Raw genomic sequence first — 24,151 nt, 5'->3', positions numbered from 1 at the left:
TTTTGTAACCATCGCTACTCAAGCATGAGCTGCGTTTAAAGCAGCGGACATACCTAGGGTACGAATTTTAAAGATTGGGTTAATTTGGCAGAGTCAGCCTGCAGAAAGGTGAAATCATTCTGGCGGTAAGCTTACAATGAAAATAAGACAGTGTAAAGCCGATCGATCCCATGCCCCAACCCCCTGCTAAAAGCGATCCCCCCGACCCAGCCCCTACTCCCCGGAGGTTGACAAATCGCGCCAGTGAAACTAGAATTCCTCCAACCGTTCGCTCGGTAGCCGGAACACTCAGCCACTTTGACCGTCAAATTCAGCCACATCCCGACTCAATTAAACGCACAGCGAATTATCTAGGTGCGCGCAAAAAGTCGAGCAACTGCATTGCAACGAGTGAAATTTTTTATGGAGGGTAGCCTGTTGAGCAGGGTAAAAACTTTTATTTAGAAATAGCTTCAAGCTGAGCCACTCAGCATCAATCGAGGCCGTTCCTAAATCCCGCCGTCATTATACAAACCACAAAGGATTTCAAACTCACACCATGCTACAAGACACCCAAACAATCCGGCACTACCAAAAACTCACCGACGCCCTCGTCGAAATGTGGAATAGAGGTTATCGCTTTGATGACCTACGGCTTTACTTAGACGGCTATTTAGCAGCCCTGCGGCACTCCAACAGTTTGGAGCCCTATCTGATTCACAGACTAGAGGAAGAAGCAGCGCGTTACATTCACGACCCCTCCAATTTTGCAATGCCACAGACACAGACACAGGCTGAATCAGACTACTATTAAATAGCAACTTCGGTTTGATAAACCCTTGATGATTTGGGAATTGGGAATTGGGAATTGGGAATTGGGAATTGGGAATTGGCAATTTTAACGGGTTCCCTGGCTATGCCTCGGAACCGATGTCCACAGGCTCGGCCTCGCTTTGGGAGCCTAAAAATTCGATGCCTAGCCGACTGCATTGCGTTCCTAGGCTTTGCCTGGTAACGAATAATTAAGTAAATCAACCTAATTCAACGTAAAACGCGATTGCTGTTATTTCCCCGACTTCTTTAAGAAGTCGGGGATATGTTTTTTCTGTCTAATTTAAGAAGCCAAAGCCACTTCTACAACTTCTTGCAATTCGCCCTTTTGATACATCTCGATCATAATATCCGAGCCACCAACAAATTCGCCGTTGATATAAACTTGAGGAATTGTCGGCCAGTTGGAATACTCTTTAACGCCTTGACGAATTTCCTGGTCTGCCAAAACATCAACAGTTTCGTAAGGCACTCCCAAAGTATTGAGAATTTGCACCACAGTATTAGAAAAACCACACTGGGGCATTAACTTATTGCCCTTCATAAACACCATGATTTTGTTTTGCTTAACCAACTCGTCAATTCTTTGATGTGCTGTTGTACTCATGGTAGGTCCTAATATTGTTTGAAAATTTTTAAACGTTGACTGACGCAGAAACCGGGTTTTTTAGGAAAATCTTTCGTTACAGCCATAGATTCCGGTTAAAAAACCCGGTTTCTTTGGTTTTTGTGGGTAAGTGCAGCAGTTGTATTTCAAGCAACTCTTGACACAAGCACAAACTTGTGATACCCAATTGCCGCTCAACAATTAAGCAGCTTGACTTTTCGCTTCCCATTCTGCAGGAGTTAAGGTTTCCAAGCCCAAAGCGTGGATGGCTTCACTAGCCATTGCCTGTTTGAGAGCGCCGTATACCAGTTGGTGCTGCTGTACTCGGCTTTTTCCTTCAAAGGCTGCAGAGACGACTCTCGCCTGGTAGTGGTCACCGCCACCGGTCAAATCGTCAACTTGTATTTTAGCGTCGGGCAACCCTGCCTTAATCATTTCTGCTACTTGAGACGGTGTAACCATTGGTTTCTCTGATAAACGGCTGTAATTTAGATTTTAGTGGAACTATTTGTTAGACGATCGCGGTTGAGTGCTGGCAGGCCGGGGAAAGGGCGAATCCACAAAACCCAATTCCAGTAACTGCTGGTAAGCTTTCTTGCCCAAGTCGCGAGTTGGCTGCTGCGATCGAATAATCTGAATCAGCAGGGGCACAGCCAGTTCGGGCTTATTTTGTGCCCGGTGTACCAACGCGAGTCGGTAGGTAGCTTCGTCGCGCATTTGGGCCGTTTCTACAGCTTTGGTGCGGTGGCTTTCGGCCAAGCGGATGTCAATTCCGGCAAAACTGCTACCCAGTTGTTGGTAGAAGTTGGACAGTTGATTGAAAATTTGGCGGGATTCTTGGAGTTTTTGAGTAGCCAGTGCGTAATTCTGAGAGGAAATAGCACTGCTGGCTTCTGTCATCAAACGCTGGCCTCCTGGTACGCTCAGCAAGCTGCTGTCTTGCGTCAGAGGGCGAAGATTGTTGGGGTCTGTGGGGTCGTCGGCGGGCTCGACTTGCGGTTGGTTCTCTGGCCCAGAAGGTTGTTGTGCTTGGACTTGGAGCGGTTGCAACAGGGTAAAAGCTGCGATCGCCCCGATCGTAATCCGGGCAGTGGAGCGAAGCCAGCAAACAGTTCCAGAGTATACCATGAAATTACTTTGCGCCTATGCGCTTTAAAAAAATATTTAGCTTGAGCCGATCTTACCATTGGCGATCGCAACCGGCTAAGTGTAAACCAAATTTGTTGAAATGTCAAAGGGTGCGCGATCGGGCAAAAGGCTCTTGAGGAAAAATTCAAGTAGAGACTTGACAGAATGTTCTCAGTATGAGAAGATAGAGGTGTCGTGTAAAAAACGGTACTGGAATGAGGCTAATTTCCAAGAAAAATCTGGAGAGTGCGATCGAATCCTACTCCGACGATGCCAAGGCTGCGATCGCAGTCTGGCGCAAGGCCATCAAAGACAACGATTGGGAATCACTAGAAGAGATTCGACAGGGATATTCCAAATCGGTCGATCAAGTCTGTGGATATACCATATTTAATATTAAAGGCAATCAGTATAGATTAATCGTAAAAATAAACTATACCGCCAAAATTATTTATTTTAAAAAATTTTTAACCCATAGCGAATATGACAATATCAAGTGGAATGATGAAGATGAAGTCAAACATAAAATAGGTTAAATTCACTAAAATCATCAGGAAAACCTTACAGATTCCCTGATGTATTCAATCACTCCAAAACATTTACTCCCCACGTCAAAATCATGATACCGAGAAACAAACACCCACCTTCTACTTGAGAACCATGTCTAAGTAAGCAAGCAAAGGAATGAGAAATGAACATCACAATTGAAAAAACAGCTTACGGTCAACTGCTGGCTAAATCTCAGCCTAAGCCAATCCTGAACGAAGAAGATAATGATCTTGCCCTCGCAGAAGTTGATTTTCTGATGTCTAAGGAAGAATTAACAGTAGAAGAAGAAACTTTACTGAGTCTCTGGGGGCTGTTGATCGAAGAATACGAATCAAAATATTACCCAGATCCAGAAGTGACTCCCCGGGATGTTCTATTGCATTTCATGGAAGTTCGCGAACTCAAACAAGCCGATTTAGTGGGCGTGATTGGTTCCAAAGGAGTAGTCTCTGAGGTGGTTAATGGGAAACGGGCGATTAGCAAGGCGCAAGCTAAGGCGCTGGGAGAATTTTTTAATGTTAATCCTAGCGTGTTTATTTGAGCGTGTTTATCTGCTGAAAAACTTGCTGATCTCGAAAAAGACTCGGCGGTTGAAACCGCTAGCAACGCGATCGCACAAACTAAGTCCGACGCGGACTGATGGAAAAACTACCGCTGTTAGTTACAGTTTCAAACCCCTCATGGCAAAAACATCCCTGACGGCTTATAAATATGTGTGATAAATCTACATCCAAATTAAACAGGAACATTTCTGATGGTAGAACCAAGCAAACCCACCTCCGAGACTCTCCAAAATTATCAAGGAATTGGAGTCCCAGATGAAAGTCTGGCAGTGATTTTGCAGCGTGGCGGCGACGAATTGCTGCTGTCAAAAGCGGACGATCGCTTTACAGTCCGCCCCTCATCAACAGCATCAGCCTCAAACGATTGGGCTGCAACAACTGGGGCAAAACTCAATCGCCGCGTCGGCCAAAGCAATCTCGAAGAATATCTCGTTGCGCCCTCTAGCCTAGAAGCCGCAATGCAAGCAGCCCGCGCCAGCGATGCCGTAGCTTTTGCCAGCCACGTCTATTGCCCCGCGAACAATCCGAGTACATTCTTTTATTTAACCGACCAAATTACGATTCAATTTGGCGAACAAGTAGACGAACAATCGCGACAGGCGATCGCCAATGCAGCAGCTTTAAAAATAGTCCGGCCAGTAGAAGGAATTCCCAACACCTTCGTCTGCGAAGTCACCAAACAAGCAACAGAAAACCCGATCAAAATTGCCAACCGCCTGACAAGATATCCAGAAGTTCTCGTAGCGGAACCCAACATTGTAGTAGAGACGCAGCAGCATTATACGCCCCGCGATCCGCTTTATCCCAAACAGTGGTATCTCAATAACAAAGGCGGCAACGAACTTGTCGGCGGTGCTCAAATTTATGCAGAACCAGCTTGGAACATGACTCGCGGAGTTCGATCGATCGTAATTGCGATCACCGACGATGCAGTTGACATCACCCACCCAGATTTTCAAGGCCAAGGCAAAATCGTTTCACCCATCGATTTCAAAGACGGCGACACCTCCCCGATGCCAGTCGCAGACTCAGACAACCACGGCACAAGTTGTGCGGGCGTCGCCGTTGCTGAAGAAAACGGCAAAGGCATTGTCGGCGTCGCCCCCGGATGCGCCCTGATGCCCATCCGTACCAGTGGTTTTCTCGATGACGATTCTGTCGAAAAAATGTTTAATTGGGCGATCGAAAAAGGTGGCGCCGTCATTTCTTGCAGTTGGGGGCCTTCAGCCGTTTACTATCCCCTTTCCCTGCGGCAGAGTGCCGTTATCACCAAAGCAGCAACCCAAGGGCGGGGCGGCAGAGGCTGCGTTATTCTGTTCGCTGCAGGGAATGCCAACCGCCCAGTCAACGGCACAATTAACGAGAAAGGCTGGCCCAACAACGTCGTGGAGGGTCAAACTAGATGGCTAAACGGATTTGCCGTTCACCCCGACGTAATTGCCGTCAGCGCTTCCACTTCCCTCAACAAAAAAGCAGCGTACAGCAATTGGGGTTCCAGCATCTCGGTTTGCGCCCCCAGCAACAACGCGCCGCCGGGAACTTGGTTGCCAGAAACCGGATATATCGGCACGCCGCCGGAGGTGACGCAGTATTTGCCCGGTTTGGGGGTGTTTACTGCCGATCGAGTGGGCGATCGGGGCTACGACTGGGGGGACTATACGGATACTTTTGGCGGTACTTCCAGCGCCACTCCAGTAGTCGCTGGGGTTGCAGGGTTGATACTTTCGGCTAACCCCCGTTTGACGGCGCGGGAAGTGCGGGGAATTCTCGAACAAACTGCTGAAAAAATTGTCGATCCCGATCCCGATCCGCAGTTGGGCAATCGCATGGGGAATTACGATCCTAACAGCGGCCGCAGCAATTGGTTTGGTTACGGGAAAGTGAATGCTTTTAAAGCTGTGCAAGCTGCGGTGAGAAAGGGTGGCGGCAATCCGAATATCGGCGGTGCGGTGTTCAGCGATATTTCGGGACATTGGGCACAGAAGTTTATTGAAGCTTTGGCTGCAGCGAATATAATTAGCGGTTTTCCTGACGGTTCTTTTAGGCCTGATGACAGTTTAAACCGTGCTCAATATGCGGCGCTGTTGGTGAGTGCGTTTAGTCCGATTCCGAGGGTGCCGGCTACAAATTTTATTGATGTTTCTGCTACTTTTTGGGCGAGAAGTGCGATCGAACGAGCAAATCGGGGGGGGTTTTTGGCGGGGTTTCCGGGGTTGAAGTTCGGCCCGAATCAGAATTTAACTAAGGCTGATGCGATCGTGTCTTTGGTTAACGGTTTGGAACTTAAGGGCGGCAATCCTGATTCTTTGAAAGTTTACACCGATCGCTCTCAAATTCCTAATTATGCTTTGAGTGCGATCGCCACAGCAACTGCTTTGAAGATTGTGGTTAATTATCCTTCCCGCGATTGGCTTTCGCCGCAGCGCGATATTACCCGCGCTGAGATTTCGGCTTTGATTTACCAGACTTTGGTGGCGATTAATCGGGCAAAGGCGATCGATTCTCCTTATATTGTTTAGCTAGAGTCGAAAAAAGTTCGGCTGAGCTATTGCACCATTCTGGATTAACCTGTAGGGGGGGGTTCACCAATAATATCTAACAAGTACCAACAATTTGAATAAACCCGCCCCCACCCAACTCGACCCTAAAAAAGAAAGGATTACCTATTGACTTTCGGGGATTTTTTGTGGTATATATTACATAATGGGAGTGGTGGCAAAATTTTTATTTTTGCCACCACTCCCATTATTAAATAATACATAATTGACTGATCAAAGTCAAGCATTTAACCCCAAAAAAAAGGGCGATTTTTTTTATTACAATCAATTTTTTTTTGTACAATGCCTAATATAAATAAATAAAGGGTAAGATTAAATGAACCGCGAGGCACGCGAACGCGAAGGAGGAGAAAGAAGAAGATGCAGTTCTTCCTTCGCGCTGTTGAAATAATTAACTTACCCTCGCAAATCCCCCAAAGCTTTCAAGGCAAATTGTGGCAAAGCCAACATCCTCCGCCACCGCCAAGGTTCTTGATAAAGCCGATACAGCCATTCTAAATGATTGTCGCAAAACCAAGCAGGGGCGCGAGTTTTTTTGCCCGCCCAAATATCAAAACTGCCACCAACTCCCACCCAAATTGACTGAGGGCAAAGGTGTCGGTGTTCGGCAATCCAAAATTCTTGGCGCGGCACTCCCAATCCTACAAAAATCAGTTTGGGCTGCATTTGTTTGAGGCTTTCACGGAAGTCTTTCTCTTCATCAGCCGAAAGATAACCGTGTTGAGAAGCAATCGACAATCCGTTAACTTTTTGCTGCCAAGTTTTGGCCGCCGCAGCCGCCACTCCAGGGGAACCTCCAAAGAAAAATAGTGGTTCCGAATCAGGCAATTTTCCGGCTTGTTGCAGCAGCGATTCTGCTAATTCAATCCCTGGATAGCGCTGTGCCGGTTTGCCACGCAGCCGCAAGTACAGCACCACTCCCGAACCGTCGGGAATCACGAGTTCAGCAGAGCGAATTACATCTGCTAAGGCCTGATTTTGCTCGGCTTGCATGGCCATTTCAGCATTCAAAGTCACCACATGACTTCCTAACCCTTGATGCAGACGCTCCATCAGCCAACCTGCATAATCATCTAATATGTGAACTGGTAGTCCCAGCACTGAAAATTGCGGGCGCGATCGATCCATATTTTTTTCTTTGAGATTCCTACACACCTAGTTATTTAAATTATCTTAGATTGGCGATCGACGCTAGAGCAGTCTTGGACGCAAAAAAGCCGGTTTGTGCCACCAACAGTCTGTTAAGTCATCGTTCTGTGGCCCAGAAACCGGGTTTTTGTAAGCGACGAGTCGCGCAAGTTCATTAGAGTTTGCCCGCCAAGTGCGATCGAGCATTAGCGTTCGATTTTTTTGACAGAGCCGTCGGCGTACCATTCCATCGGTACTAGCTCAATTTTACCATTAATTTTCACTGTAGAGTAGACAACTTTCACGAAAGGAACGCTGTTGTTATTGTGGTTTTGGGTAGACATGGCAATTACCTTTTTGTGTTTGGATAACTTGAGAAATGATCTAATATCTGATATATTTAAAAGTCTATTCACCCCAAATCTACTCGCATCAGGAAAAAGCAGGAAAACGAAATGGCGATCGCAAAAACCCAGCGGCAAACCAGATTAGATTATTACTACCAGCAAATCAAAAACATCATCCTCAAGCGCCAAAATCCAATTACTGGTTTGCTGCCGGCGAGTACCGCCGTTAACGCCCACGGCGACTACACCGATGCCTGGGTGCGCGACAACGTGTACAGCATTCTCGCAGTTTGGGGTTTGGGTTTAGCTTACCGCAAAATAGATGGCGATCAGGGCCGAACATTTGAACTCGAACACAGCACAGTCAAACTGATGCGCGGCTTGCTGTTTGCGATGATGCAGCAATCGAGCAAAGTAGAACATTTTAAAAATACTCAGTCGCCGCTAGATGCCCTGCACGCTAAATACAATACTCAAACTGGAAGTATTGTTGTCGGGGATGACCAGTGGGGACATTTACAGTTAGACGCTACATCTATATTCTTATTAATTCTTGCTCAAATGACGGCTTCCGGGCTGCACGTAATTTTTACAATTGATGAAGTCAATTTCGTGCAAAATTTAGTTTACTACATCGGTAGAGCCTACCGCACGCCGGATTACGGAATTTGGGAAAGAGGTCATAAAATTAATCGCGGCAATGCAGAATTGAACGCCAGTTCAGTTGGCATGGCAAAAGCAGCGCTGGAAGCAATAAATGGGTTGGATTTGTTCGGGATTAAAGGTTCTCAAGCATCGGTGATTCACGTTTTGCCAGACGAAATTGCCCGAAGTCGCATAACTTTGGAATCGCTTTTGCCTCGCGAATCTAGCTCAAAAGAAGTAGATGCCGCTTTATTGAGCGTGATTAGTTTTCCGGCTTTTGCTGTTGAAGACCGAGAATTAATAGAACGGACTCGAAATAAGATTATTGACAAGTTGCAAGGAAAATATGGCTGCAAGCGGTTTCTGCGGGACGGACACCAAACAGTTTTGGAAGATGCCGATCGCCTGCACTACGAACCCACAGAATTAAGGCAGTTCGAGCACATTGAATGCGAGTGGCCGCTATTTTTCACTTATTTATTCTTGGACGGCCTATTTCAGGGAAATCAAGCCCAAGTGCAGGAGTACCAGCAGCGTTTGGAATCTCTAGCAGTCGATCGCTCTGGTGTGCCGCTACTACCCGAATTGTACTACGTCCCCGCCGAAAATATTGAAGCAGAAAAGCTAAATCCCAGCAGCCAGCAGCGCTTGCCCAATGAAAATATTCCCCTCGTTTGGGCGCAAAGTTTGTACTTTCTCGGTCAATTGCTAAATGAAGGATTAATCGCAGTGGGCGATATCGACCCGCTGGGAAGGCACCTGTCAGTGGGCCCGCACAGAGAACCTTTAGTGCAAATTGCGCTGTTAGCTGAAGACGAAGATTTGCAAGCAGAATTAGCCGCTAACGGCATTGCGGCACAAACCCCAAAACAGGTAGAACCAATTCAAGTCCGCCAGACTAAAGAATTATCAGCTATTTACACGCAAATTGGACGCAACGACCAATTAGGCTTAACCGGCCGCCCCGTGCGCCGTTTGCGGAGTTTAACAACTTCTAGGGTGTTTAAAATTCGCGAAGAGGCGATCGTATTCCTCCCATCATTTTTGAACAGACAAGAGTTTTACTTAACTTTAGATTACCATTTTTTAGTAGCTCAAATCAAAAGCGAAATAGCTCACATTCACCACCACTGGTATCAGTTGGGACGCCCTACGGTAACGCTGATGCTGACTCACACGATGCTGGAAACCGGGCGGGAAGCGTTGTTAGAATTAATGAAGGAATTCCGGGATGGACACTGTAACAACACGCCAGTTAAACTCGGAAATCTTAAGCAGTTAATGCTGACCGCTGGCACGGAGAGAATTGATTTCATGCACGATTTTGAATTCACAGAATCTCCAGTTACAGGTGCAGTCGAAACTCCCAGATATCTCGGTTACAATCCTGAAAAAACTTGGCCTCTGGGTCATACGCAAGAATTTAAATTAGAGTGCGAAACTAATACTCAATTTTTGCTGACTAGCCTGCGCGAATCAGAAAATTTGTACGAACAAATTGAGCTGCTGCACACCTTGGTTCGCCTCAAAGGGTTAAACTTTGATACAGGATTTGGAGGGGCGGAAGAAACAGTTAAAGTTGTGGATTTGCTCAACGAAGTTTATACAAAAGCTGGAGAAAGTTCGCAATCAAAAATCCAATGGGCAGTCATCCGCCATGCCGCAGGTTTGCTGGACAAGGTTGATATCAGCTTGTCCGATGCGGTGACAGACATTTTGGTGCGGCAAAAACAGATTGCTGTGGGGAAAGCCTACAGCGAAGATTCGATAATTTCGCGACCCGGATCTTACACGGAAGTGATGGACAAAATTCGCCAATTCTGCGGAGAAGACATTCGCGATCGAGTTCTCACCCAAGAAATTCTAATTTATCTCAGCGTCCTAATTAAAGCAGAACCGCAGTTATTTAAAGGCCTGCTGACACTGAGAGTTAGCTACTTTATTTTGCTGCTGACTAGCGAGTTTGCTCGCGAATTGGGAGTTACCCAAAATGAAGCTTACGAGCATTTAATGCAGCTAAGTCCCTTTGAAATCAAAAATCGCCTGCGCCAAGTGTTGACGGAATACGAGGAAATGAATCAAATCCTCAAACAGCAAGAATCCCTGCGCGTCAAACAGCCGGAAAAAGATATTGAATGGGTAGTAGCGCCAGTTTCTGAAGAAGCAACAATGCCTGGGGGAGGATGGCGCCGGAAGCGGCAAATGGAAGGTACTGTCAATCGCGTACCGAAGGATTTTTATCCGAGTGTTTGGGGACTGCTGCGGCACTGTAAAGGCTTGATTATTGGCGACAAATTAGAGCGCCGCAATCGGTTAGATAGCCATATCATTTTATCGGAAATGACCCCTGGCGAAAAGAATTTTGCGCTACAAATCGAGCATTTGCTGAATAAGATTGTCGCGCCGGAATACCGACAAGTCAATATTGAGGCGCTGATGGAGTTGGCGGCGATCGCCCAGCGCAACCCTGAATTGCAAGTAGAAGAATACATCGTTTTAGATGTATTAGTCGGTCACGCAGTGCGGCTGAATTGGCAAGGTAAACACCCGGAAAGAGCGGATAAATACGACGAAGATAAAGCGGCGGCTTGGCAAGCTTTTTACAATACTTCGCCTTACGTTTGTGCGAGTCATGTACTGGATGCTTTCCGATTCTTGACCCATTTTGGTTAGATCATTCGGCGGTTGAAACCGCAACTACACAAACGAAGTCCGCCTACGCGGACTAAGAAATAAGGGAGTAAGCTTGATTTTGTCTCACAGTTTTGTCACAAGTCTAGTCAACAGAATGTTTGCAGTAAAATAATGTCAGCCATTAGCTCAACTACCCGCGTCATAATCAAAGCATACTTAGAAGTTTTCATCGAAAACCTGGTCAATGAATACAGAGGACGGCTAATACCGAAACTTGATATTCCAGCAGCATATTTATCATGCAAATCCTCTAAAGGTCAACTGAAACCGTTTCAGGCTGCTATTATGCCGTCAGAATTGCTACGGATTAACGAGTTTGAAAGAGGTTTCAGCAGTAGCTTGGGCACAACTTATGAAGAATGTGCAAAACTCATTGCTTTGGAACATCACCTAGAAGCAAGCAGAAGCTATGAAATTTCTGGCGAAGTTAGCATAGAGGCTATCCATGAAATTGAGCGTCAGATAGCGCTATTTGAGCAGTCAGCAGACAAAAATGAAAATAAACCTGCTTTTGAAGAAATGATAGAAGCTGTTTTTGAGGCTCAAAAAACTAACCATTTAGTTACGCGATCGGTCAAAGTCAAAGCAGATTTGTACGTGCTATCCCGTGACGGGAGGAAATTTTTCTTTGAAATTAAAGGGTCAAAACCCAACAAAGGACAATGCTTGGAGGTAATTCAACGACTGCTGAGATATCATTTACTGTGCGGACTGTCTCGGCCCGAGGCTCAATCTTATTATGCTATGGCTTACAATCCTTACGGGCCAAATCGTTCAGATTATAAATGGTCAGTGGCAAGGAAGTACACGCCCTTTGAACAAGCTGTCATTATGGGGCATGAGTTTTGGAATATTATAGGGGGAGAGACTGCTTACGAAGAACTTTTGGATATATATCAAGAAGTTGGGCGGGAGAAGGGCAAGTATATGCTTGATGCTCTTGCTTTTGGATTTTAGTAAAGCACGAATTTCTTCTCAGGTTTCTCTTTGAATTTAAGTAATATTAAAAGCCGAGTTTAGGAGAAATAAAAGTGTCAGAGCACCTTCATGAATTATTAGCATTTGTTTTAGAAAAAGAAGTGGGAATGCCTGCCAGAAAGTCTCGCTCTTTCGCCAGTCACTTTGCGGAGTTAGAAGAATTTTTGAACTTACAAGCAGAAACACTCATAAACGGCATCAGCAGCATCTCTGGCAAAAGACTGCTCAGATTTACTTCCGATGAGATTGAACGCATTTTAGCATTTACATCTTCAGGTCAACTGTCGCTGCAACTTACTATCGCTGAAAATTTTTTAGCCAGTATTTGTCGAGATTTTACTGGGCGACAGCTAGTTATGGTGGAAAATCTGACTTTAGGGAAAATTCATCCCAACCCATTTTTAATTAGGGCGTTAAATTTGGACACTCCCGAAGAAGTTGTCAGGCTTAATGTTTATATGACTGCTACTAGGTCTATTGTCACTTCAATGGGATTTTTTATTCAAAAACTATTGATATCTTGCTCTGAAAGTGCAGAAATTCCACCGGAAGAGTCTGGATGGGACGCAATTAAAACTACCAGTGATGGCGAGAAATGCTGGATACAGGTAAAAAGCGGCCCGAATGATGTGGATAAAGACCAGATAGTATATTGGGCTGCCAAAATTGAGGAAAAAATGCAGGAGGGCGATCGCGCTTATATTGGTATAGCTTACGGTAAAAGAACTAATAAAACTGTAACACTGGGTTTGCTGAAGCAAATTTTGCCAAATTCGGAAATGATAACTTTAATTGGTCGAGAACTGTGGGATTTTGTCAGTGAAGATACTCGCTATACTGTGAATCTGTTTGAAGTTTTGCGTCAGTCGGCTAGTCAAGTTTTAGCACAAAGTTCTATTGATGAAGCTATAGAAAGGTGTAGCGATCGAATCATCGCTGAATTTATCGGAAAGTACGGCGAGGGAAGTCAAGGTGTTTTTAACTATATAGCAGATATATTTTGATTTACAGGTTCGTAGTAGCGCCCAGAAGCGCTACTACAAACCCCATACTACAAAACTCCTTTAGAACTCGGAATCCCACTGGCGCGCCGCGGATCGATTTCTACCGCCATCCGCAGAGCTCTCGCAAATGCTTTAAACGCCGCTTCCACAATGTGATGAGAATTCCCGCCCTGCAACTGTCGAATGTGCAGTGTCATTTGAGTGTGGTTCACCACCGCCGAAAAAAACTCTCTCACTAATTCGGTATCGTAAGTGCCGATCCGCTGGTTGGGAATCTGCAAATTGTAGCTCAAGTGAGGCCGTCCCGAAAAGTCTAGCACTACTTCAATTAAAGCTTCATCCAAAGGTGCGATGAAATGCCCGAAGCGAGAAATGCCCGATCGATCCCCGACAGCTTTTGCTAGCGCTTGGCCCAAGGTAATTCCCACATCTTCGTTCGTGTGGTGGTCATCAATCTCCAAATCACCGATCGCCTGCACGTCCAAATCGATCAATCCGTGAGAAGCAATCTGGTGCAACATATGGTCTAAAAACGGAATCCCCGTAGACGCCTTGCAAGTTCCTACACCGTCTAGATTGAGGCTGGCCGTGACATCCGTTTCCAGTGTCGTGCGTTTCACCAAGGCGGCCCTAGCTGGTTGAACTGAACTTGCAGGAGGTACAGAAGGGCGATCGATTATCTCCATAATTTGCAATGGGTCATTCATTAGAATTAATTAGTAATTTGGGATTAACACTTTTGTAGCGGACAACAGACAGTTATAGACAGTTGACTGTTTGCAAATCTTGCTGTCAACTGTTAACTGTCTAAAAACTTCGCTGTCAACTGTCAACTGTTAACTGTCTAAAAACTTCGCTGTCAACTGTCAACTGTCAACTGTCAACTGTCAACTGTCAACTGTTTACAAGCTGTTACATTCCCATGATTTCGTAACCGGCATCGACATACAAAACTTGACCCGTAATTCCGCTAGCGAGATTGCTGCACAGAAAAGCCGCAGCATTTCCCACTTCCTGCTGAGTCACCGTCCGCCGCAGCGGGGCCACTTCCTCAACGTGGTGGATCATGTCCAGAATACCGCCAACTGCTGACGAAGCCAGAGTCCGAATCGGGCCAGAAGAAATCGCATTTACCCGAATATTTAACGGGCCCAGTTCAGCAGCCAGATAGCGAACATTCATTTCCAAAGCTGCTTTAGCAATTCCCATCACATTATAATTAGGAACTACCCGGACGCCGCCCAAATAAGTCAGCGTCACAATACTGCCGCCCTCGGCCATCAGCGGTTTAGCAGCAGCACAAAGCCGCACCAGCGAGTAAGCGCTAATATCCAAAGCATTGGAGAAACCTTGGCGCGAAGTGTTGGTGAAATCTCCCGAAAGTTCGTCCTTCCCAGCAAAAGCCAGACAGTGGATCAGGACATCTAACTTGCCCCACTTGTCGGCGATGGTTTGAAAAGTAGACTCAATTTCGCTCTCGTCTTGGACATTGCAGGGCAAATACAGACTGGGATTGAGCGGTTCCACCAGTTCCGCGACTTTGCGCTCGTGCTTGCCTTTCTCGTCCTTCAAATAAGTTATGCCGAGGTTGGCCCCAGCTTTGTGGAGCTGCTGAGCGATGCCCCAGGCGATCGAGCGATTGTTGGCAATGCCCGTAACAAGAGCATTTTTTCCGGTCAAATCTATCATCTGTAGTTTATCTAAAAGCAACTTGCACCGTTCTCATTGGCTCTATGCGACAACCCCGCCAGTTTAGACACAACTGATTCAGATTTAACTGATTGAGACACAATTGAGACACAATTGAGACACAATTGAGACACAATTGATATTAATTTTGCTGTGGAGCTACATGGGGGCGGAATTGAAAAAGTTAAGAGAAGGGCTAGATTTAATCATACAGTGCGTGTTTACCTTAATATTAGATGGAAGTAACCGAATCCTTGCATATTGGAGGTTGGGAAGTATATTTACTCAATAAGGTTAATCCGCAAGTTATAAAGTATTGATTAGTACAAAGGATCTAGTCGTGACGCATGATAGACCGCTAGCAGCCGTGTTCCGCCAAATCAGCGGCGGGGCGTTTCCACCCATTGTGGAAACCTTTGAACGGGGCAAGACAATTTTTTTCCCTGGAGACCCGGCTGAGCGCGTCTACGTTCTCATTAGAGGTGCTGTGAAGCTCTCCAGGGTGTACGAAGCAGGGGAAGAAATTACAGTCGCCCTCCTGCGCGAAAATAGCGTATTTGGGGTGCTGTCTCTGATTACGGGACACCGATCGGACAGGTTTTACCACGCGGTAGCCTTTACGCCGGTGGAATTGATCTCGCTGCCTATCGAACAAGTCGAGAAAGCGCTCAAGGAAGACCCGGAACTCTCGATGGTGATGCTGCGGGGACTGTCGTCTCGGATTTTGCAAACCGAGATGATGATTGAAACGCTGGCGCACCGAGATATGGGTTCGAGACTTGTCAGCTTTTTGCTGATTCTGTGCCGGGATTTTGGCGTGCCCGGTACAGAGGGTATTACGATAGATTTGAAGCTGTCCCACCAGGCGATCGCCGAAGCGATTGGCTCGACACGGGTAACTGTGACTCGTTTGCTCGGGGATCTCAGACAAGAAACCATGATCTCGATTCACAAGAAAAAGATCACAGTCCACAACCCGGTGGCTTTAAGCCAGCAATTCACTTGATGCCGAGAAAGTATAGGATTTTGGATTTTGGATTTTAGATTCAATCCAAAATCCAAAATCCAAAATCTAAAATCGGAATGACTGCTGGATACATCCTGGTATTGGTAATTTTAGTGTTGGGGGGTGTGATCGCCACTGTCAGCGATCGCCTTGGGACGAAAGTCGGCAAGGCAAGGTTGAGCTTATTCAAACTTCGCCCCCGCGATACTGCTGTTGTTGTGACAGTGATGGCCGGCAGCATCCTGTCAGCAATTACTCTGGGCATTTTGTTTGCTACTAGCAAGCCGCTGCGAACGGGAGTTTTTAGAATAGACGAGATTCAAAAAAGGCTCAACAACGCCCGCAGAGAAATCAACCAGGCCACTCAAGAAAAAAATCGAGTTGAAAGTGAATTAGCTCAAGCCAGAGCCGCTCAAGCGCAAGCTAGAGCCAATTTAGAGCAAATAAATCAATCCCTCCAAGCAGCTAATGCTGAGCAAGCTCGGACGCAAACAAAATTAAACTCGCTGCGGGCCCAGCTCAACAGCGTGCAAGCAGCCAAGTCTAAAACTGAAGAGCAGTTAAGTCAGGTAGAAGCGGCTAAATCCGAAACAGAAGAACAGCTAAGCAGTGTGGAAGCGGCTAAATCCCGCACCGAAGAACAATTGAAACTGGTTGAAACGGCCCGATCAACTACAAAAGCTCAGCTCGATCGCACCGAGAACCAATTGAAAACAGTTTCTGCTCAAAAAACGACTTTAGGATCGGAAATCGCCCAACTCCAAGAGGAACGCCAACAGTTAATCGAGCAGGTAAAAACTCAAATTGCCCAGCGGGATCGAGAAATTGCCAAGCGAGACGCAGAAATTGCCCAGCGGGACAAGGAAATTGTCGATCGCAACGAACTAATTGCCCAGCGAGACAAGGAAATTGCCCAGCGAATGCAAAATCTCGCCGAGCGCGATCGAACTATTATCGAGCGCGACAAAGTAATTGCCGAGAGGGAAGCACTGTTAGAAACCTTGGCACAGCAACAAGCTCAACTCGAACAGCAACAAACTGTCTTGCAGCAGCAAGTGCAAATTTTGGAACGCGACTTTCAGGCAATCCGCGAGGGTACAGTTGCTATCAGGCGCGGTCAAATTTTAGCTGCTGGCGTGGTTCGCATTATTGAACCCGGTATGGCGAGTCGCGCGATCGATCGACTTTTGCAAGAAGCAAATAAAACCACCGTCGGACTGATGCAGCCGGAAAATACCAAGGTTAGGGATCAGGTTATTCAAATTACTAAAGCAGAAATCGATCAACTAATTAGTCAGATTAAAGACGGTCAAGACTACGTGGTGCGAATTGTTGCCGGCGCTAATTACCTGCGGGAAGAAAAGCTAATTAAGGTATTTGCAGAAGCAGAAATCAATCGAGTTGTCTTCCGGGCTGGAGATGTGATTGCAGGGGTTGCTGTCGATCCGGTGACTTTGACTGACGAACAGGTGCGGCAGCAGTTGCTGCAATTGATAGAAGCTTGTCAATTTCGCGCTCGCCTAATCGGCGTTGTCGGCGGTAGAGTTCAAGTGGCAGACAGTCAGATTGAAACTTTAGCTGGTTTTATCGAGCGGTTGCAGCAGTACGAGAAACCGCTGGACGTTCAGGCGATCGCGGCAGATGTCACTTACATCGCCGGCCCGCTTAAAATAGATTTAGTTGCTCGTGAAAACGGAGTCGTTGTTTTTCGCACCGGACAACAAAAAGCCGGCCCAGGAGATTTGAAAGTTAAAAAATAAGTGCGATCGACATATCGAATTTGATGAAAAATTTTGGGCGATCGAATGACAATTTTGCTTGACATTTTCGCGCCATTGACATATCATTAAATCATGGAAATCCGTGCCGCCATATATATAGCAATCGTAGGGTGCGTCGCCACCAAAAATCTGGAAGCACCACCAACAATCTCACAGCGACGCACCATACCCAATTAGTAGGGTGTGTCGCCACCAAAAATCTGGAAGCACCACCAACAATCTCACAGCGACGCACCGCACCGCTAAGAGCGCAAAGAAAGAAACTAAGAATCGAACCCTGAGATATTGACATCACAAAACAAAATTTTGCTCAATTAAAATGCAGGATCGTGCGGTGTAATGTCAGACAATCAAAATGAACCCAGAGAATACGATGCCGTCCGTGGCGGTCAAAATTCAATTCCTGTCAATGCTGCGGTACTCGGAGGCATTCCTGGTGTTAAAAGCCGATTAGCCTCACCCATTGTCGAAGTGAGAATCGCCGCCCTCTCCGAAGCACTCAAATATGGAGAAGCTGGCTTAGATGTGATAATGCAAGCCTTGCGCGAGGAATCAATGCAGGTGAAACTTGCTGCCTATTCACTCCTGAAAGATAGAGATGATTTAAAGATAAAACCGCAGTTTCAAGACTATCTCCCTACATTTGAATTTGATGTCATTACAGTGGATGCTGAAGGAAAAGAAAACAGTCGTAGAAAGTCTTTTGCTCATTACTTCCCGGAAGACTTAGGTAATGGAGTTGTGCTCGAAATGGTTTACATTCCCGGAGGCACATTTATGATGGGTTCGCCAGAAACAGAGCGAGGTAGAAAAGATAAGGAAAGTCCGCAGTTGCTTTGGCTGTCCCTTCCTCCCTGTCTTATCTGTGAGGACTCTTCTTGACTCTTTGGCCCTTTTCCCTTTTTCCTGTTTACCCTCTTGCGCGCGCTTTAATTTTTTTTTTTGGAAGTCATCTTTGCACCCGATTCAAGATAGTAGGGTGCGTCGCCATCAGTAATTTGCAAATCAAATCGACAATCTCACAGCGACGCACCGCCTGCACAGAGGTGAGAGAAACCGGGTTTTTTCGATAAATCCAAACTGGGAAGCAAATATTGTGGCAAAAACCCGGTTTCTGATTTGTGCGCGTTGCTGTGAGAAACCGGGTTTTTTCGATAAATCCAAACTGGGAAGCAAATATTGTGGCAAAAACCCGGTTTCTGATTTGTGCGCGTTGCTGTGAGAAACCGGGTTTTTTCGATAAATCCAAACTGGGAAGCAAATATTGTGGCAAAAACCCGGTTTCTGATTGCTGCGGGGGGTCAAAGAAACCGAGTTTTTTCGATAAATTAAAACTGGAAGTAAAGATTATGGCAAAAACCCGGTTTCTGATTTTAGACATTATATGGCCGCACGGATTCCCATGATGATATAATATGTCAATCCTGCAAAAAAGTCAAGCAAAATAAGTACGATCGCCCGCAAAGATTTTGAGACATTCAAGAATGCAAGTATCAGATTAGATATAGGTTGGCGATTGAGTTGACTGGCGCTCGATCGCAACTACAAACTTATTAACACAGGACTCATAAATATGATTTTAGGTTTCGATCCAGGTAAAGACAAATGCGGCATAGCTGTAATGGGTAGAGATAAGAAGGTCTGCTACCATCAAGTTGTGCAGTCGGAAGCAGCGATATCTACTATTCAATCTTTGTGCGAACAGTTTCCCATTGAGTTATTGGTAATCGGAGATCAAACGACTTCTAAGAGTTGGAAACAAAAACTGACGCAGAGTTTGTCGCCTTTGATAAAAATTGTTCAGGTTGACGAGAGGTACAGCAGTTTAGAAGCGAGGGAACGCTACTGGCAAATGTACCCTCCGACGGGACTCGACCGCTTGATTCCCCAGGGAATGCGGACGCCACCGAAGCCAGTGGACGATATTGTGGCGATCGTCTTGATTGAGAGATATTTGAACAAAAGTTAGTCAATCTTATAACCGTTACCATTGATTCTCTTGGATTATTAAGGAATCAATATGTTTTGGTGCCTCTTAAATTTTTAACTTAGGATCGCGAATTAAATAACTTACAATTTTAATTGTTATTGTGGGATGGGCGTCCCGCCCGTCCAAAAAGGACGGGCGGGACGCCCATCCCACTTTCAAGAGTGGAAGTTATTTAATTCTCATTCCTTAAATCATGTCCGGTCTAGCGATCGCAATTTTTGTAGGGGCGGGTTCACCAACAATACCTGCCAATAATTGACACTATTAAAAACCCGCCCCCATCGGCATATTATGGTTAATCGATCGGACATGATATTAAATAAAATACACCCTAAATTTAGTGAATTTATCATTAAATAACAGTTAGTGTTACTTAATGACAGCTTCGGTCAAAATTACCTTACCATTCTGCCGGACTTGCAGGCGTTGGGGATTAATCGAGTAGATAATATTGCCGTTAGTCGCTTCATAACTTCCGTCATCACCTGCTGTTACTTGCATGACATTGATTTGGGTGCCATTTATTTTGCTGAGGCCGCGGTAAAAAATATTGCCTTCCTGGGTTTTGCAAATGTATATAGAAAAGTTGGGCGTTGCGAAAAATTGCACCATTTGATCTCTCGGACATCCCTCAAATTGAGCAATTTGCAGCGGTTGATTATTGCCCAAAGTGTTGGGTGCGGGTTGATTTAGTGCAGTTGCTTCTGCTGAGGCGGTCAAAAAGCCTATCGCACTAATCCCCGCCATAACTAGAACTACTGCTTTAATGCCCTTAACTGTATCTTTATAAAACATCCTGTTACTCCTGGTTTTAACTATATAATTACATCTTAAGCTATCTTTGCTGGATATTAATAATATTTAATCTCAGAGGTGAGAGGTGCAGGGAACACGGTATACCCTCGGTTTAAGTAAGGTGCGAACTGTGCACCTAACACCCGTGAAAATACACAAGTATGTCAATGCGATCGCAGGAAAGCAATCTCTTGTATTTATGACATTTTTAAGATTTTATGACTTGTTCACGCCGATTTGAGAAACTGGGTTTCTTCATATATTTCTCGTTACTAAACCTTTGATTTTCGTAGAAACCGGGAATAAGCGCCCCCATGTCGCGAACGGACTCTTTTATATCAATTCCGGTTGCATTGGAATGATTAAACCGCAGAGAACGCAGAGAACGCAGAGAACGCAGAGTCTCCAGAACAGAGAGATGAATACAGGACGATGAAGGGCGGATTTGATATTACACGGTAATGTTTATTGGCGCTTAACTATTTATTGAATAAAAAAGGGAAACAGAAGATACATTTTTCCTCCCATTTCCCATTTTTCAAATAACCGTCGTCCTGACTGCGAACCTGGTAATTAATTAACTGCTGCCAACTGTTTGTCTTTGATTTCCACAGGCGCGGTTAATGCCTCTTCCAATTCCGCACAGCCGAGTTTTTCCTCCAAAATAGCCATCACTTCGCGGCCGAAATCATTAGAATTTCGCTGCCAAGCTTCTAAACAAATTTGCCCGAAAAACGAACCCAAAGGTTCGGGATTCCATAGCAATTTGCGCGCTGTCCAAGGCATCAAACTCATCGGATCGTAACCAGGTTGCAGAATCTCCTTTTTAAAGGCGTATTCTTCTAAAATTGTGTGCGGCTGCAACCCGATAAAGAAAATAGCCGGTTCTACTTTATCGGCTCCGAAAATTCGCTCTAATTCTCGGTGATAAGCAATAGTTTGCCGGATGGTTTCAAAGGTTTCGTCAATGACGTTAAACGAGTAATTAACGGAAACCACATCGTTGTAACCTGCAGCTTTTAAATCGCGACAATTTTCCAAAACTACTCGCAAGTTGTAGCCCATCCGCATTTTCCGAACCAGTTCCTGGGAACCGCTGGTGATGCCGATTTCAAAGTAATTCATCCCCGTTTTTACCATCAAATCGCACAACTCTGGTGTGAGATTGTCCGCACGGATGTAAGCGGCCCAGTGTATGTCGTCCATGCCGGCGGCGATGATTTTTTGCAATAATTCAACTGCATCGTCGATGAATTTGCGTGCTGGGATAAATTGAGCGTCGGTAAACCAGAAATTGCGGATACCTCGATCGTACAATTGCCGAATCTCCGCCACCACCTCATCCGCCGGATTGATCCGCACTTGTTTCCCTTCAATCACGGTATAAATGCAGTAACAGCAATTGTGAGGACAGCCGCGCTTGGTTTGGACTCCGACGTAGAAGTCCATATCCTGTAGATAATAGGAAAATTCCGGCCAAATCGTTTCGATGTAGTTATAGTCGCAAGCAGTTTTCTCGATGTTGGCTGGTTTTTCGTGAATTAGCTTCGCGCGCGGCACGGTTTCTCCCACCACATAACACCTTTCCTCTGCCAAATCTTCGCCCTTAATCAACTTCTCCAGCAAAGCTTCGCCTTCCCCCACCGAAACCACAGTGCCCGTGGGCAAACTGCGGCCCAACTGCTCGTAAAACACGCTCACAGCACCGCCCCCGACCACTGCACGAGCTTCGGGGCGGTATTTCCGGGCCCGCTTCAATCCGCGCTTGATCAGTCCCAAATTGCGCCAGAGTTCGGTGTAGTAAGACGCGGCTAAACGCAGTCCTCCGAGTGCTCCCCGGAACTTGATCAGGGGATTTTTGGCGTAGTAAAACTCGAAGGCATTTTGCAGCGGATTGCCGCCTCTGCCACCCACGGGCGCATAAATTTGAATGTCCCGCCAAGAGAAAACTAGCAGAGTCGGCTTAAACTCGTCTATGCTGGCATCTAAAGCTTTAGCAAAATCCAGGGGGGGTACGGCACCTAAATCGAAAATGCGCTGTTCGACATCGGGAAACAGCTTGTGTACGTGATCCGAAAGATAGACAACTCCGATCGGGAAAATCGGATTGCAAGGGAGGCGAACGTACAGGACTCGGTTTTCTCGGTTTTCCATGATTGCCATATCCTAAAGTGGAACTTTTTCAGCTATGTTAATATTCTTTTAATATAACTTTACAATATGTCTAATTTTCGCAATTTGACATTAAATATTCTTAAATTTTTTTAAACTGGCTAAAAGCCGAGCTTGTTGGTGTCGATCGGCGACAGCAGCAGAAAAAAGCTAATTTTTAAGTGAATACAGCTTATTTTGACAAAAAATCTCTGCTAGGAGTCAAAAAGCCGATATTTATCCGGTTATATTTTAATAGAAGTTCGATCGGTCTCTAATGTATTAGGGAGTTGGTAGTCGGCTTTACAGTAGGCGGGATCGCCTAGTGTTAGCCTGAGAAGATAACTAAAACTTTTAGGCAAGGCTCCCTCAGCAGTTATGGCTCAAATTCTTGACCCCGTACCCTCAAACATTGACAGCAAGATTCTGTGCTGCTACGTCAACGCCACCAGTCAGATTCAGATTGCTCGCATCGCCAACATTCCTAACTGGTACTTTGAACGAGTGGTTTTTCCCGGACAGCGCTTAGTGTTTGAAGCGATGCCCGCTGCAGCATTGGAAATTCACACCGGGATGATGGCTAGTGCAATTTTGTCGGATAAAATTCCTTGTGATCGCTTGCAGATTAACGAAGGCCCCTATTCAAACGTCAATCCTAGCAGATCCCCAGAGGCAGTTCAGGGCGATCGAACAATCATGGCCGGCCGCCCCAAATCCAGAGAAATCTCAGAACCTTTGACTGTACCGGCGCTAACCGCCGTTGATTAATCCCAGTTGTGAGTTTTGAGTTATATAATTGTCAGTTAATTGATAACTCCGCGCTCAAAATTCCAACTTCTGCAAAGCGGTAAAAACTCAACAGTTAAGAATCAAAGTTTGTGAAATGAATTTTAGATCAAAACTCACAACTGGAAATATTGTCCGGTTTTTCGTATTTCTCTGAGTTTTGTTGGCGGGCCCAAAAGCTGTGCAAAAATATCCTTAAACAGCTTCTCGAATTCAGCCATGTCAGCACAACCGATCACCTCTTCCCCATCTTCTGCCCCAGTATTTGAGCCGGCGGTATTCCGGCTTTCTCCCCTGATTAGAATCACGCTGTTGAGCTTGTACACAGCCCTGACAATTCCATTGCCGTTTTTGTCGGAAGTAACGAAAGCACCGGTTCCTCCCGCCGCACTCTGGGCGGGAATTGTTGTTGGGGCTGTGGGCTTGTACGGCGTGCTCGGTGAAAGGGTAATTTTGAGCGAGGAAGGGATTGAAGTCACGTATCCCAACTGGTTTCCGCGTTGGTTTCGCAAGGGTTGGTCCCTACCTTGGACTGAGGTAAAAGCTCTCAAACCTCGATCGACCGGTCAAGGAGGTTTAGTTTACTATTTTTTGAGTCATTCGGGTGAAGGTTATTTGTTGCCAATGCGGGTGGCTGGATTTGGTAAATTAGTCGGTTTGGTGGAAGCAAAAACAGGTATTGATACTAGAGATGTCCGCCCTTTGTCGCAGCCTTGGATGTATCTTATTTTGCTGGGATGTACGCTGCTGCTGCTGTTGGTGGATGCGTGGACTATTGTTACGGCGATCGGGCTTAAAGGTAATCTGTAAATTTATTGTGGGTGGGCCGAAGAACCCGCCCCCAATATGCAGGTTAAATGTGGAACATCTTATTAGGAATGAGAATTAAATAACTTCCACAAGTTTGTGGGATGGGCGTCCCGCCCGTCCAAAAAGGACGGG

24 protein-coding genes are annotated in these 24,151 nt (G+C 45.8%); 14 read left to right on the top strand and 10 right to left on the bottom strand.

Annotated features, from left to right (window positions below; genetic code table 11):
* The first annotated feature begins 538 nt into the window (after positions 1-538).
* The gene (locus QT987_RS10700; protein ID WP_333101986.1) at positions 539-793 is read left to right on the top strand and encodes a DUF6761 family protein; all 255 of its coding nucleotides are present in this window, start codon (positions 539-541) and stop codon (positions 791-793) included.
* Between the two features lie 300 nt (positions 794-1,093).
* Here QT987_RS10700 and grxD read toward each other — a convergent pair whose 3' ends face one another.
* The 3 genes from grxD to QT987_RS10685 form a co-directional block, all read right to left on the bottom strand.
* Positions 1,094-1,417, bottom strand: a complete 324-nt coding sequence (gene grxD / locus QT987_RS10695) for a Grx4 family monothiol glutaredoxin (protein ID WP_333201083.1) — start codon at positions 1,415-1,417, stop codon at positions 1,094-1,096.
* Positions 1,418-1,618: 201 nt separating this feature from the next.
* Positions 1,619-1,879 (bottom strand): BolA family transcriptional regulator, encoded by a 261-nt coding sequence (locus QT987_RS10690; RefSeq protein WP_333052524.1) that lies wholly within the window; start codon positions 1,877-1,879, stop codon positions 1,619-1,621.
* A gap of 42 nt (positions 1,880-1,921) precedes the next feature.
* Positions 1,922-2,545 carry a hypothetical protein gene (locus QT987_RS10685; protein ID WP_333239642.1) on the bottom strand — a complete coding sequence of 208 codons (624 nt, stop codon included), beginning with the start codon at positions 2,543-2,545 and terminating at the stop codon, positions 1,922-1,924.
* A gap of 215 nt (positions 2,546-2,760) precedes the next feature.
* On the opposite strand from QT987_RS10685, the gene QT987_RS10680 reads away from it, so the two are divergent.
* From QT987_RS10680 to QT987_RS10665, 4 genes are all read left to right on the top strand, one after another.
* Positions 2,761-3,081, top strand: a complete 321-nt coding sequence (locus tag QT987_RS10680; RefSeq protein ID WP_190657699.1) for a type II toxin-antitoxin system HigB family toxin — start codon at positions 2,761-2,763, stop codon at positions 3,079-3,081.
* Between the two features lie 155 nt (positions 3,082-3,236).
* Complete coding sequence (locus QT987_RS10675; protein ID WP_006634032.1) at positions 3,237-3,635, top strand: helix-turn-helix domain-containing protein; 399 nt, start codon at positions 3,237-3,239, stop codon at positions 3,633-3,635.
* Positions 3,610-3,813 carry a hypothetical protein gene (locus tag QT987_RS10670; RefSeq protein WP_333239640.1) on the top strand — a complete coding sequence of 68 codons (204 nt, stop codon included), beginning with the start codon at positions 3,610-3,612 and terminating at the stop codon, positions 3,811-3,813. The genes QT987_RS10675 and QT987_RS10670 overlap by 26 nt, the downstream gene beginning before the upstream one ends.
* 35 nt (positions 3,814-3,848) lie before the next feature.
* On the top strand, positions 3,849-6,176 hold the full coding sequence (locus QT987_RS10665) for a S8 family serine peptidase (protein ID WP_333239638.1): 2,328 nt from the start codon (positions 3,849-3,851) through the stop codon (positions 6,174-6,176).
* A 435-nt stretch (positions 6,177-6,611) separates the two neighbouring features.
* Here the strand turns inward: QT987_RS10665 and QT987_RS10660 are convergent, their stop codons facing one another.
* Positions 6,612-7,343 (bottom strand): WecB/TagA/CpsF family glycosyltransferase, encoded by a 732-nt coding sequence (locus QT987_RS10660; RefSeq protein WP_333239636.1) that lies wholly within the window; start codon positions 7,341-7,343, stop codon positions 6,612-6,614.
* Between the two features lie 206 nt (positions 7,344-7,549).
* Positions 7,550-7,687, bottom strand: coding sequence for a hypothetical protein (locus tag QT987_RS10655; RefSeq protein WP_333038037.1), 138 nt, complete (start codon positions 7,685-7,687; stop codon positions 7,550-7,552).
* A 111-nt stretch (positions 7,688-7,798) separates the two neighbouring features.
* Here QT987_RS10655 and QT987_RS10650 point away from each other — a divergent pair, with 111 nt between their 5' ends.
* The 3 genes from QT987_RS10650 to QT987_RS10640 all read left to right on the top strand — a co-directional run bounded on the left by QT987_RS10650 (position 7,799) and on the right by QT987_RS10640 (position 13,011).
* Positions 7,799-11,008 (top strand): glycoside hydrolase family 15 protein, encoded by a 3,210-nt coding sequence (locus QT987_RS10650; protein ID WP_333239634.1) that lies wholly within the window; start codon positions 7,799-7,801, stop codon positions 11,006-11,008.
* Positions 11,009-11,140: 132 nt separating this feature from the next.
* Positions 11,141-11,986 carry a TdeIII family type II restriction endonuclease gene (locus QT987_RS10645; protein ID WP_333239632.1) on the top strand — a complete coding sequence of 282 codons (846 nt, stop codon included), beginning with the start codon at positions 11,141-11,143 and terminating at the stop codon, positions 11,984-11,986.
* Between the two features lie 74 nt (positions 11,987-12,060).
* Positions 12,061-13,011: a PmeII family type II restriction endonuclease gene (locus QT987_RS10640; protein ID WP_333239630.1), complete on the top strand. Its 951-nt coding sequence runs from the start codon at positions 12,061-12,063 to the stop codon at positions 13,009-13,011.
* Positions 13,012-13,058: 47 nt separating this feature from the next.
* Here QT987_RS10640 and hisB read toward each other — a convergent pair whose 3' ends face one another.
* Positions 13,059-13,697: an imidazoleglycerol-phosphate dehydratase HisB gene (hisB, locus tag QT987_RS10635; RefSeq protein ID WP_333239744.1), complete on the bottom strand. Its 639-nt coding sequence runs from the start codon at positions 13,695-13,697 to the stop codon at positions 13,059-13,061.
* A gap of 226 nt (positions 13,698-13,923) precedes the next feature.
* Positions 13,924-14,700, bottom strand: a complete 777-nt coding sequence (gene fabI, locus QT987_RS10630) for an enoyl-ACP reductase FabI (protein WP_006634022.1) — start codon at positions 14,698-14,700, stop codon at positions 13,924-13,926.
* 340 nt (positions 14,701-15,040) lie between these two features.
* On the opposite strand from fabI, the gene ntcA reads away from it, so the two are divergent.
* From ntcA to QT987_RS10615, 3 genes are all read left to right on the top strand, one after another.
* The gene (gene ntcA / locus QT987_RS10625; RefSeq protein WP_006634020.1) at positions 15,041-15,706 is read left to right on the top strand and encodes a global nitrogen regulator NtcA; all 666 of its coding nucleotides are present in this window, start codon (positions 15,041-15,043) and stop codon (positions 15,704-15,706) included.
* A 77-nt stretch (positions 15,707-15,783) separates the two neighbouring features.
* Positions 15,784-17,466 (top strand): DUF3084 domain-containing protein, encoded by a 1,683-nt coding sequence (locus QT987_RS10620; RefSeq protein WP_333239628.1) that lies wholly within the window; start codon positions 15,784-15,786, stop codon positions 17,464-17,466.
* A gap of 360 nt (positions 17,467-17,826) precedes the next feature.
* Positions 17,827-18,369, top strand: a complete 543-nt coding sequence (locus QT987_RS10615; protein WP_333239626.1) for a hypothetical protein — start codon at positions 17,827-17,829, stop codon at positions 18,367-18,369.
* Positions 18,370-18,436: 67 nt separating this feature from the next.
* On the opposite strand, the gene QT987_RS10610 is transcribed toward QT987_RS10615, so the two are convergent.
* Entirely contained in the window at positions 18,437-18,868 is a 432-nt protein-coding gene (locus QT987_RS10610) for a hypothetical protein (protein WP_333239624.1), read from the bottom strand.
* Between the two features lie 192 nt (positions 18,869-19,060).
* Here QT987_RS10610 and QT987_RS10605 point away from each other — a divergent pair, with 192 nt between their 5' ends.
* Positions 19,061-19,456 (top strand): pre-16S rRNA-processing nuclease YqgF, encoded by a 396-nt coding sequence (locus QT987_RS10605; RefSeq protein WP_333239622.1) that lies wholly within the window; start codon positions 19,061-19,063, stop codon positions 19,454-19,456.
* A gap of 390 nt (positions 19,457-19,846) precedes the next feature.
* Here QT987_RS10605 and QT987_RS10600 read toward each other — a convergent pair whose 3' ends face one another.
* Both QT987_RS10600 and QT987_RS10595 read right to left on the bottom strand, forming a co-directional pair.
* On the bottom strand, positions 19,847-20,272 hold the full coding sequence (locus QT987_RS10600) for a hypothetical protein (RefSeq protein ID WP_333239620.1): 426 nt from the start codon (positions 20,270-20,272) through the stop codon (positions 19,847-19,849).
* Positions 20,273-20,845: 573 nt separating this feature from the next.
* Positions 20,846-22,426, bottom strand: coding sequence for a photosystem II high light acclimation radical SAM protein (locus QT987_RS10595; protein WP_333239618.1), 1,581 nt, complete (start codon positions 22,424-22,426; stop codon positions 20,846-20,848).
* Between the two features lie 375 nt (positions 22,427-22,801).
* Between QT987_RS10595 and QT987_RS10590 the strand changes: the two genes are divergently transcribed.
* On the top strand, positions 22,802-23,191 hold the full coding sequence (locus tag QT987_RS10590) for a DUF1830 domain-containing protein (protein ID WP_333239616.1): 390 nt from the start codon (positions 22,802-22,804) through the stop codon (positions 23,189-23,191).
* Between the two features lie 237 nt (positions 23,192-23,428).
* A complete protein-coding gene (locus QT987_RS10585) occupies positions 23,429-24,019 on the top strand; it encodes a hypothetical protein (protein ID WP_333239614.1) in 591 nt (196 codons plus the stop codon).
* Positions 24,020-24,151: the final 132 nt, after the last annotated feature.

It is taken from the genome of Microcoleus sp. SVA1B4, assembly GCF_036700545.1.
Lineage (GTDB): Bacteria > Cyanobacteriota > Cyanobacteriia > Cyanobacteriales > Microcoleaceae > Microcoleus.
The sequence above is the reverse complement of the archived record's forward strand: the minus strand, read 5'-3'. Positions and strand labels throughout refer to the sequence as shown.